The sequence below is a fragment of the Leucobacter sp. HNU genome (assembly GCF_047946755.1).
Classification (GTDB): domain Bacteria; phylum Actinomycetota; class Actinomycetes; order Actinomycetales; family Microbacteriaceae; genus Leucobacter.
In genome coordinates, this window is sequence record NZ_CP178837.1 from 3,364,336 (window position 1) to 3,375,033 (window position 10,698).

At 71.1% G+C, this 10,698-nt stretch carries 8 protein-coding genes and 2 pseudogenes; 6 read left to right on the forward strand and 4 right to left on the reverse strand.

The features are described 5' to 3' along the window. Nucleotides 1-87: 87 nt before the first annotated feature. Nucleotides 88-396 carry a hypothetical protein gene (locus AB3K78_RS16435; RefSeq protein WP_416445036.1) on the forward strand — a complete coding sequence of 103 codons (309 nt, stop codon included), beginning with the start codon at nucleotides 88-90 and terminating at the stop codon, nucleotides 394-396. Between the two features lie 16 nt (nucleotides 397-412). On the opposite strand, the gene AB3K78_RS16440 is transcribed toward AB3K78_RS16435, so the two are convergent. Continuing rightward, nucleotides 413-736 (reverse strand): DUF4229 domain-containing protein, encoded by a 324-nt coding sequence (locus tag AB3K78_RS16440; protein ID WP_416445038.1) that lies wholly within the window; start codon nucleotides 734-736, stop codon nucleotides 413-415. A gap of 84 nt (nucleotides 737-820) precedes the next feature. On the opposite strand from AB3K78_RS16440, the gene AB3K78_RS16445 reads away from it, so the two are divergent. Together AB3K78_RS16445 and menD are read left to right on the forward strand one after the other, a co-directional pair. Next, on the forward strand, nucleotides 821-1,315 hold the full coding sequence (locus AB3K78_RS16445) for a PLD nuclease N-terminal domain-containing protein (protein ID WP_416445040.1): 495 nt from the start codon (nucleotides 821-823) through the stop codon (nucleotides 1,313-1,315). Further along, nucleotides 1,312-3,126, forward strand: a complete 1,815-nt coding sequence (gene menD / locus AB3K78_RS16450; RefSeq protein WP_416445042.1) for a 2-succinyl-5-enolpyruvyl-6-hydroxy-3-cyclohexene-1-carboxylic-acid synthase — start codon at nucleotides 1,312-1,314, stop codon at nucleotides 3,124-3,126. Before AB3K78_RS16445 ends, menD begins: the two co-directional genes overlap by 4 nt. A 9-nt stretch (nucleotides 3,127-3,135) precedes the next feature. On the opposite strand, the gene AB3K78_RS16455 is transcribed toward menD, so the two are convergent. The 3 genes and pseudogenes from AB3K78_RS16455 to AB3K78_RS16465 all read right to left on the reverse strand — a co-directional run bounded on the left by AB3K78_RS16455 (nucleotide 3,136) and on the right by AB3K78_RS16465 (nucleotide 6,999). Continuing rightward, nucleotides 3,136-4,008 (reverse strand): PPK2 family polyphosphate kinase, encoded by an 873-nt coding sequence (locus AB3K78_RS16455; protein ID WP_416445044.1) that lies wholly within the window; start codon nucleotides 4,006-4,008, stop codon nucleotides 3,136-3,138. An 89-nt stretch (nucleotides 4,009-4,097) separates the two neighbouring features. Further along, a complete protein-coding gene (locus tag AB3K78_RS16460; protein ID WP_416445046.1) occupies nucleotides 4,098-5,177 on the reverse strand; it encodes a choice-of-anchor D domain-containing protein in 1,080 nt (359 codons plus the stop codon). A 542-nt stretch (nucleotides 5,178-5,719) separates the two neighbouring features. Continuing rightward, a pseudogene (locus AB3K78_RS16465) lies at nucleotides 5,720-6,999 on the reverse strand (isochorismate synthase). Between the two features lie 165 nt (nucleotides 7,000-7,164). Between AB3K78_RS16465 and AB3K78_RS16470 the strand changes: the two are divergent. From AB3K78_RS16470 to AB3K78_RS16480, 3 genes and pseudogenes are all read left to right on the forward strand, one after another. Beyond that, nucleotides 7,165-7,884 (forward strand): annotated as a pseudogene (locus AB3K78_RS16470) (class I SAM-dependent methyltransferase); the annotation flags it as partial. Between the two features lie 161 nt (nucleotides 7,885-8,045). After that, nucleotides 8,046-9,104 (forward strand): polyprenyl synthetase family protein, encoded by a 1,059-nt coding sequence (locus AB3K78_RS16475; RefSeq protein WP_416445048.1) that lies wholly within the window; start codon nucleotides 8,046-8,048, stop codon nucleotides 9,102-9,104. Nucleotides 9,105-9,136: 32 nt separating this feature from the next. After that, the gene (locus AB3K78_RS16480) at nucleotides 9,137-10,513 is read left to right on the forward strand and encodes an FAD-dependent oxidoreductase (protein WP_416445050.1); all 1,377 of its coding nucleotides are present in this window, start codon (nucleotides 9,137-9,139) and stop codon (nucleotides 10,511-10,513) included. Nucleotides 10,514-10,698: the final 185 nt, after the last annotated feature.

The window sequence follows — 10,698 nt, forward strand, 5'->3', positions numbered from 1 at the left end:
AGATCGGGGGATCCGGGCTCATCGTCCCGGATCCCCTGGGACCATGGACGCATCCCCCACTCATCCCGAGAACGGAGCCCCGGCGTCATGAACGAACCCCAGATCTGGACCATCATTGGTGTGCTCGCCGCGAGCACGGTCGGCCTGGCGGCGTTCATGACGCAGACTCTGCAGCGGAGCATCGCCGGGCTGCGTGACGAGATGGTGGGCCGATTCACCGCGCTCGACGGTCGCGTCGATCGGCTTGAGCACAAGGTCGACGGTCTCGACCGAGATATGCGCAAGTTGTCGGGCAAAGTCGAAAGTCTGGACCGGGACATGCGTGTGCTGTCCCGCAAGGTCGACGGTCTCGACCGAGATGTCCGCGCGATCTCGGAGCAGATCCTGCCGGAGTGAACTGCTGCTGCTGCTGCTACTGCTCGCGGGGTGCGGAAGGTGCTGCGGAGCCCGAGGAACCGTCTGCAGCGTGCGGCTCGACGGCATCGACGGCGTCCACCGCCTCGTCCTCGACCACATCGTCTTCGGTGCGGTCCCTGGTGCGCCAGGCGTAGATGCTCTCCGAAGCCGCGGAGCGCTGCCGGTTCAAGAAGATGACCGAGAGGCTCACCGCTGCGAGCGTCGCCACGATCGCCGACAGCCACCACGTCCAACCGATGAGCATGAGGGCGGCGAAGGGCACCACGAAGAACAGGAGGCGCAGCACGATGTAGACGAGCCAGGCAGAGCGGGATTTCACCCTTCGAGTGTACGGGTGCTGGCTGTGCCGCCCCTCAGCGGCCGGATCCAGCCCACCGACAGCCGGGCTGGGTACGATGGGAGCATGGTACGAGTGGCGATCATCGGAGTGGTCGTCGCCGTTGCATTCACGCTCTATGCGTTGATCGACGCGGCGATGTCGGAACCGTCGCGGGCTCGCGGGGTGAGCAAGCCCGTCTGGGTGGTCCTCACCGTCGTGCTCCCGGTGATCGGCGGCATCCTCTGGTTCACCATCGGCAGGGGGCAGCCGCAGCCGGAGCGGCCGGCTGCCCGACCCGACGACGACCCTCGGTTCACCGCGACGCGACTGACGCACGATCAGCTCGACGATCACATGCGGGAGCTCGAGGACCGCTTGCGCGAGCTCGATGCCGAGACCTTCCCGGGTGAACAGCCGGCATCCGACGCTCCCGCTCAGGGCCGGGGCGCTGGAACCGAAGCTCCCGGGAAGCGATCCGCCGAGGCGGCAGAGGCCTCCGATGAAGACCCGCTGCACTCTCAGGATCGGCTGCGCGGGACGGACCGCGGCTCCGACGACCCCGAGCCGGGCCGGAAGTGACAACGGCGCCCGCCGCCGAGTTCTCGATCGCGCTGCTCGCGGAACTGATCCGTGGCGGAGTCCGCGACGTGGTGGTCTGCCCGGGTTCTCGATCGCAGGCCCTCGCGCTTGCCGCCGCAGCTGCCGAGACCTGCGGCGCGGTTCGCCTGCACGTGCGGGTCGACGAACGCTCCGCCGGCTTCTTCGCGCTCGGCGTTGCACGTGAAACGGGTGTCCCGGCTCCGGTCATCGTGACGAGCGGTACCGCCGTCGCCAACCTCGTCCCTGCCGCGCTCGAAGCGCACGAGGCCCGCGTGCCCCTGCTGCTGCTGACCGCGGACCGCCCGGAAGAGCTCCGAGGGATCCGCAGCAATCAGACGACGCGCCAGGGTGCGCTTCTCGAATCGTTCGCGCGTCTCGCGCTCGAAGTGCCGGCTCCCGCTGCGGTGCCGGGCACGGCGGAACCGACCTGGATCGCCGGGTTCGAGCCGGATCGTCTCGCGCGGACGGCGCTGCAGGAGGCGCGAGGCACGAGCGAGCGTCCGGCCGGGCCGGTGCAGCTCAACCTCGCGTTCCGCGAGCCGTTGTCGGGAGCGCCGCTCGGCGGGCGCGGGCCGGTCGGAGCGGGGACCCCGACCGTTCCCGAGCTCTTCTCGGCGGCCCGCGCGGAGGCGGATCGTGCGGCGGAATCGGTCGTCGTGGTGGCGCAAGACCGGGCAGCGCCCGAGCGGCCGGAGCCCGAGGTCTACGCGCACGGAGGAGCAGCCCGGACGGTCGTGATCGCGGGCGCTGACGCGGATGACCGGGCCGAGGCATTCGCGCACGAAGCGGGCCTGCCATTGCTCGCCGAGGTCGTGAGCGGCGTGCGATTCGGGCGCGAGGCGGTCACGAACTACGCGGCCCTGCTCGACCAGCCCGAGCTCGGCGGCGCTGTGGAACGGGCGGTGGTGTTCGGGCACCCGACGCTGACCCGGCAGATCCCCGCCCTGCTGAAGCGCCGGGATGTCGAGGTCGTGGTCGTCGATCCGCACCTCGGTCGCGGGGTCGAGCACTACGATCCGGGCGGCGACGCCCGTGTGGTGCGCGCGGCGATCGTGGGGGAGCCCAGCGATCCGAGAGGATCCCGCGCCTGGCTCGGTGCGTGGATCACCGCAGATCGATCCTTGCGCGAGGCCAGCAGTACGGTGCACGAGCCCGATCTCGAGGCGGCCCTCGCTCCGGGTTACCGGGAGCGCAGCAGCTACGCGCGCGCCGAAGTCGCGGCGATGCGGGAACCCGTGACGCGGGATATGCTCGCCGAATCCGTGTGGCGAGCGACCTGGCCGCACGACCGCCTGGTGGTCGCCGCGTCCCGGCTGGTGCGGGTGCTCGACGGGATCGCCCCGCCCCGACGGATCCGGGTGCACGCCAATCGCGGCCTCGCCGGGATCGACGGGACCGTCGCCACCGCGCTGGGCGTCGCCGCGGTGACCCAGGCTGCGGAGGACCCGCGCCAGGCTGCGGGAACCACGCGCGTGCTGATCGGCGATCTCGCGCTGATGCACGACGCCGGGTCCCTGCTCCTCGATCCTGCGGAACCCCGGCCGCGGATCCAGGTGCTCGTCGGCGTGGACGGCGGTGGCACGATCTTCGACGGGCTGGAGGTCGCGGGCACCGCGGATCGCGACGCCTACCGCAGAGTCATGACCGTGCCCCGGTCGATCGGGCTGCGCGAACTCGCCGAGGCCTACGGGTGGGCCTACGAGCGGGCGGCGACGCGGAGCGAGCTCGACCGGATCTTCACCGCTCCCGTGACGGGTCCGACGATCGTCGAGGTCCCGTTGGCCGAGTGAGTCGCCGGCTCAGGAGGGCCAGCGCAGCTGGATCGAGCCCTCGATCCGAGCACGCTCCGCGGCGACGTCGAAATCGGGGATCGGCCATGCGGGGGCCATGCGCTGCAGCTCCGAGATGACGATCCGCTGCACGGCGGTGCGGGCGTACCACTTCGCATTTGCCGGGACGACGTACCAGGGCGCGTGCGCGGCGTTCGTGCGGTCGATCGCGATCCGGAACGCGTCCATGTAGTCGGGCCAGAGCAGTCGCTCGTCGACGTCACCGGGGTTGTACTTCCAGTGCTTCTCGGGGTCGTCGAGACGCGAGAGCAGTCGCGCGGCCTGCTCTTCGGGAGAGATGTGCAGCATGATCTTGACGATCCGCACCCCGTCCTCCGCGATCCGTCGTTCGAACTCCACGATGGCTCCGTAGCGGCGCTCGATCTCCTCCGGCGGCGCGAAAGCGCGGACGCGCTGGATCAGGACGTCCTCGTAGTGGGAACGGTCGAACAGTCCGATGACCCCCGGTCCGGGCACGTGCGGCTCGATCCGCCAGAGGAAGTCGTGGGTCCGCTCCTCCGGGGTGGGGCTCTTGAACGCGGTCAGCGCGAGTCCGTACGGTTCGAGCTGGGCGAACACGTGGTTCACGATCCCTCCCTTGCCGGCGGCGTCCATGGCCTGGAGCACGACGAGCAGACGGTCCTTCGCTCCGAGGCGGCTCTGCGCGAAGAGCTTCTCCTGCAGTTCACGCAGCTCCTGCGCGGATCCGGCGAGCTCGGCAGCGCCCGCATCCTTGTCGGCATCGGTGCCGGGGGTGGACGACGGATCGACTCGGCGGAGGTCGAATCCGGGGCCGACGCGCAGCAGCGCCCCGACGTCCTCGGTCCAGAAGTGCTTCGGCATGGGGCCCTCCTCGGTTCGGACTCACAGTACCGGGCTGGCGGGCGCCGCTCCAGTGCCGGATCCGAGCCGGATCCGGCACTGGAGTCCGCTCAGAACGCTTCGTCGCGGACGGTGCGCCGCTTCCGCGCGACCCAGGCGAGCGAGGCTCCTCCGAGGAGGATCGCGCCGGCAGCGGCGAGGACGAGCGGGGCCCACAGCTCGGGTGCTCCCGTGGTCGCGAGCCGGGAGTCCGTCGAGCCCTGGACGACAGCGGGATGCGAGCGGTCGACGTTCGCGGCGGCCGTCGTCTTCGCGGGTGCAACCGGGGCGGTGGGCTTCGGGGGATCCGTCGGCTCGACCGGGGGGTCCACCGGCGCGATGCTTCCGCTGAGCCGCGAGACCGCGGAGTTCTGCGGGGTGCTGGAGCTCCACTGATCGGTGAACAGGATGGAGCCGAGTGCGGCGCGGGCGTCCCGGCCGTTCTTCGGGGTCCAGGTCACCGGCACCTCGACCCGTTCGCCCGGCGCGAGGTAGGGATCGAACGCGCCGATGGCGAGGTCCGACTCGCCGTCGGTGTCCCGCAGCTCGGCGGTCAGGTAGACCCAGGAGCCGGTCGGGTTCGTCACCGTGACCGTGCGCTCGACCGCGGAGCCCTCCTCGACGCTGCCGAAGTCGGCATCGGTCGCGGCGAGCGGCAGCTCGACCCCGGTGCCGCTGTAGTTCGCGATGAAGGATGCGGGGCGGTCGGGTGCCCAGTCCGGAACCGGCGGGTGCGCCGAAACGAAGAAGATGCCGCTCTGCTCGCCCGCGGAGGCCGGGGAGAACGATACCGGGATGTTCGCGCTCTCGCCCGGAGCCAGGGTGCGCGGCAGGGAGGACGGGTCTGCGAGCCGGACGGGCGAACCCCAGGAGTCGATGGCGAGGACCGGGAGGTCGAAGGCGGTCGCGTTGGTGACCCGGAACTCGAGGGGGCCGGACGTCGCGCCCACGGGGACCGAACCGGCATCCACCGGCGTGGTCTCGAGCACCTTCGGGACGCCGTTGATCGCGACCTGCGCGTCGACGGGGTCGCCCTCGGGGGCGCCGGAGACGTCGACGGCGGTGGCCCGCATGTTCCAGGCTGCGCCGAGCCAGTAGTGGGACTGGGGTGCGAAGGTGTATTCGAGCGTGCACTGGTCGCCCGCGTGCATGAGGGTCGTGCCGAAGTAGGGCGGGCAGACGCCCGTGAACCGGGCCCCGTATTCGGGGGTGACGGAGGGCTCGCCCTGGTTGCCGAAGCGGATGTCGCGCTTCGCGGTGACCGTGACCGTCCCCGTGGCGCGGTACCCGAGCGCGGCCTCGATCTCGAGGTGATCGGTCGACAGGCTGAACAGCTCGTTCTCGGTCGTGGGCGCGAGGGCACGGGACGTCTTCGCCTCGGGCAGGATGAGCTTCGGGCCTGCGGCGTCGACGGACGTGCTCGCGGCCTCGGGCGCGCTTGCCGGGGCGGCGAGGGCGGGGCTGGCCGCACCCAGGGCCAGGCCGAGCGTCGCCGCGGCGGTGCCGAGGAGTGCGACGGCCCGGCGCGAGGGTCGGGGGCGGATAGCAGCATGGGGTCTCCCTTCAGAGAGCTCGGCTGGCGGGGGAACGCGGCGGCCGAGCTCGTGCGGATCGAACGAGCCGCATACTTAGAGTGTAGCACTCTAAAATTTCGGATACCAGATGACTCGGCCTTCGCCCGCGCGGGCAGCGATCAGGCGGAGAACGCCTCGGCGATGGGCCGGAACTTCGAGACCGTCTCGACGAACTCGTGTTCCGGGTCGGAGCCCGCCACGATCCCGCCGCCGGCCGTCGCGGTCAGGATCCGCGTCCCGTCGACGGGAGCGTCGAGCTGACCGCACCGCAGCGCGATCACCCACTCGCCGTCGCCGGCGGCGTCGATCCAGCCCACGGCGCCCGAGTAGCGTCCGCGATCGAACGGCTCGAGCTCTTCGATCGTGTCGATCGCGGTCGCCGTCGGCGTTCCGGCGACCGCGGCGGTCGGGTGGAGGGCGCCGACGAGCTCGAGCGCGCCCCGATCGGCGCCGAGGCCCGCACCGAGATCGGTCGCCAGATGCCAGACGTTGGGCAGACGCAGCGCGAACGGCTCCTCGCTCGTGTGCAGCGAGCGCACGTGGGGGCGAGCGCGGTCACGACGCTCTGCACCGCGAACGCGTGCTCGTGCTGGTCCTTCGCGCTCGTCAGCAGCTCGTCGCGTGCTCGCGCGTCGGCGGCGGCATCCTCCGGGACGCGCGCGCGGGTGCCGGCGAGGACCCGGGCGGAGACGGTGCCCCCTGTGGAACGGATGAGCGTCTCGGGGCTCGCGCCGATCAGGCCGTCGACGGCGAATGTCCAGCAGTCGTCGTAGCGGTCGGCGAGGCGGGCGAGCGGAACCCTCAGGTCGTCGTCGGCCGCGATCCGGGCAGCGGTCTGCCGGGCGAGCACCACCTTCTCCAGCCGCCCGGTGCCGATGCGGCGGACGGCCTCGCAGACCCCGTCGAAGTAGGCGTCGTTCTGCGGGCCGCGCGCGGTGACGTGGAGTGTCGTGCCGTGCCACTCGCCGAGGGGGCAGGCGGCGGGAAGGACGGGGGCATCTGCCGGTTCGCCGCCGTCGGCCGACGACACCGTCACCTCGGTGATCCAGGCGAGGCCGCGGTGCCGGGCGACGAGCAGCCGGGGCACCACGAGGACGCTCTTGGCGGCGCTCGATCCGGCGAAGGCGAACGTGCCGAGCGCGACGAGGCCGCTGCCCGGCAGTCCGACCGGATCGTCGATCCGGGCGGCGGCGGAGATCTCGCGCCAGGCGGCGGCGGCATCCTCGAAGCGGTCGGGGCCGGAGAACTCGAGGCGCAGCGCTTCGCCGACGCCGACGCAGCCGCGATCCCCGCGCGTCCAGACCAGAGGCTCGGCGGGATCCGCGAACGAGAGAAGGTCGGGAAGCTCGGCGAGGGGTCGCGTGACGGCGCGAATGCTCGGAACGGACACGCTGCTCACCCTGACAATCTACTCGCCCCGGGCTGTGCGCTCGGTTCACTGGCCCCGTTCCGGCCGGCGTTCGCGGGGTGTGAAACCCCATGCGATCCCCTCAGCGGAACGGGCTAGCATGGTGGGGTGACCCGCCCCGATACCGCCACGAAGCTGGCAGCCGATGTTTCCGCGATGTTCGACGAGGTGTCACCGCGATACGACCTCATCAACGACGTGCTCTCCGCCGGCAACTCCCGGCTGTGGCGCGTCGCGCTGACCAAGGCGCTGCAGCCCCGCAAGGGCATGCGGATCCTGGATCTCGCGGCCGGCACCGGAACGGCGAGCGCCGCGATCGCGAAGCACGGCGCCCATGTGACCGCCGCCGACTTCTCCGAGGGCATGCTCGCCGAGGGGCGCATCCGCCAGGCCGGCAACGAGCTCATCGACTTCGTCTGGGCCGACGCCACGCAGCTCCCCTTCGAGGACGACAGCTTCGACGCGGCGACGATCTCCTTCGGCCTCCGCAACGTCGAGGGCCCCGAGCGGGCGCTCGCCGAGATGTTCCGCGTCGTGAAGCCCGGGGGCCGCGTGGTCATCTGCGAGTTCTCGCGCCCGACGTCGGCTCTCATGCGGGGCCCCTATGTGGCCTACTCGCGCGTGGTGCTGCCGCGCATCGCCGGTCTCATCAACAAGTCCGCGGCGGAGGCCTACCGCTATCTGAACGAGTCCATCGAGGCTTGGCCCGCGCAGGATCGCCTCGCAGCCATGCTCCGCGAAGCGGGGTTCGAGCGCGTGGCCTACCGCAATCTGACCGGAGGGATCGTCGCGCTGCATCGCGGGTTCGTCCCCCGCGAGCCAGTCGAGATCCCCGCCGCGCCCGCTGCTCCGGTCGACTCCGCTGCGAAGCCGAAGGCCGCGGCGAAGCCGAAGACGCCCGCCCGGTCGAAGGCCGCGGCGTCCACGCGCGCCGCAGCGAAGTCCGGCACCGCATCGAAGACCACACCGGCCGCGCCGAAGCCGAGCTCGGCGGAGCCGGCCCCGAAGCGCACCGAAGCACCGTCAGAGGAAGAAGCATGAAGCTGACGAACGCCGCAGACACCGCGACGCAGGCGCTGCCCATGCGCCTGTTCCGCGGGGCGCAGGACCGCAGGCACGCGCAGCGCGTGCAGGAGCAGCTCGAACTCGTCGAGGCCGGGCTCATCGAGCACCTCGGGTTCGCATCCGACGTGGCCGATGCCCCCGCGCGCTACCTCATGGAAGCGGGCGGCAAGCGGATCCGTCCGATGCTGACACTCCTCACGAGCGAGCTCGGCACGGGGCCGAACGAGCTCGTGCGGCGGGCGGCGCAGGCGGTCGAGATGACCCATTTGGCCTCGCTGTACCACGATGACGTGATGGACGACGCGAAGCTGCGACGCGGGGTGCCCGCCGCGCAGACGGTCTGGTCGAACTCCGTCGCGATCCTCGCGGGCGACCTGCTGTTCGCCCGCGCGTCCAGCCTGGTCTCCGGCATGGGCGAAGAGGCGATCCTGCTGCAGGCGCAGACCTTCGAACGGCTCTGCCTCGGCCAGCTGCACGAGACCGTCGGGCCGAAGGAGGGCGACGACCCGATCGCGCACTACATCCAGGTGCTCGCGGACAAGACCGGCGCGCTGATCGCGACGGCCGCGCGCATGGGCGTGATGTTCGGCGAGGCCGCGACCGAGTACGCGGACCCGGTGACCGAGTACGGCGAGCGCATCGGCGTCGCCTTCCAGCTCGTCGACGACGTGATCGACCTGTCGCCGAAGAAGGAGGCGACGGGCAAGCGCGCGGGGACGGATCTCCGGGCCGGTGTCGCCACGCTGCCGGTGCTGCTGCTCCGTCGCCGTGCCGCGGGCGGGGACGCCGCCGCGAGCGAGCTCCTGGCGCGCATCGACGCGGGCGTCGCCCGCATCGCCGCCGGCGAGGATCCGGGACTGCTCGATGCCGAGGTCGAGGCGCTGCGCGAGCACGAGGTGACCCGGGAGACCGAGGCCGAGGCGAAGCGCTGGGCGTCCGAGGCGGTGGCGCAGCTCGGCGCGCTGCCCAAGTCGTCGGTGCGCCGTGCGCTCGAGCGCATGGCGGATTCGATCGTGAACCGCGAAGGCTAGATTCCGCGAGCACGCGGAAAGGAAGAGGGCTGATGGAGAAGATGCGACTGGCGATCGTCGGTGCGGGGCCGGCGGGCATCTACGCCGCCGACCTGCTGATCAAGGCCGAACGCGACTTCGAGGTCGAGATCGATCTGTTCGAACAGCTTCCCGCCCCCTACGGGCTGGTGCGCTACGGCGTCTCTCCCGACCACCCCCGGATCAAGGGCATCATCACCGCGCTCCGCGAAGTGCTCGACCGGGGAGACATCCGCTACTTCGGGAACGTCCGCTACGGCACCGACATCTCGCTCGGCGACCTCAAGAAGCACTACCACGCGGTGATCTTCTCGACGGGCGCGATCCGGGACGCCTCGCTGGGGATCCCGGGCATCGAGGCGGAAGGCTCGTACGGAGCCGCGGACTTCGTGAGCTGGTTCGACGGGCATCCCGATGTTCCGCGCACCTGGCCCCTGGAGGCCGAGCAGGTCGCGGTGATCGGCAACGGCAACGTGGCGCTCGACACGTCCCGCATGCTCATCAAGCACGCGGACGATCTGCTGCCCACCGAGATCCCTGCGAACGTCTACGAGGGGCTCAAGGCGAACCCGATCCAGGAACTCCACCTGTTCGGACGACGCGGGCCGAAGTACGTGAAGTTCACCCCGCTCGAGCTGCGCGAGCTCGGCGAGGTGCGCGACGTCGACATGGTCGTCGACGAGCGTGACTTCGACGTCGACGACGCCTACGCGGACGAGACCCTGGCGAAGAACAAGCAGGTCATCGTGATGTCGCGCATCATGGACAAGTGGCGTCAGGAGCAGCGCGAGCGCGAGGCCGGCGAGATCGAACCCGCGTCGCGCCGCCTGCACTTCCACTTCTGGTCCAAGCCGGTCGAGGTCGTCACCGAGGGCGGCCGGGTGACGGGATTGAAGATCGAGCGCACGGCGCCCGACGGCAACGGCGGAGCCGTCGACACCGGCGAGTTCGAGGTCGTTCCGGTGCAGTCGCTGTATCGCGCGATCGGCTACTTCGGATCCCCGCTCGACGAGATCCCCTTCGACGACCGTCGCGGGGTGATCCCGAACGACGCCGGACGCGTACTCGACGCCTCGGGCGAGCCGCTGCACGGCGTCTACGCGACCGGTTGGATCAAGCGCGGTCCCGTCGGCCTGATCGGGCACACCAAGTCCGACGCGATGGAGACGCTCGAGTCCCTCATGGAGGATCGCGGCACCTGGTGGACTCCCGAGGACCCGTCGGTCGAGGCGATCCCCGCGCTGCTCTCCGAGCGCGAGGTTCCCTACACGACCATCGAGGGATGGCACCGTCTCGACGAGCACGAGCTCGGACTGGGGGAGGCCGAGGGGCGCACGCGCATCAAGGTCGTGCCGCGGGACGAGATGACCCGCATCGCGCGAGGCGAGTAGCGCCCCGATTCTCCGCTCCGTTCCCACGGATGCGCTGCACGACGGCCGTCCGGCTGGCACCGATCCCGGTGCGAGCCGGGCGGCCGTCGTCGTTTCCGGGTCGGGGAGGCGGGGCCCGGGCGGCAGCCCCGACGCCTCCTGAGCGGAGCGCCAGGGCGAATCGGCGTGATTCCGCGGTTCCGAGC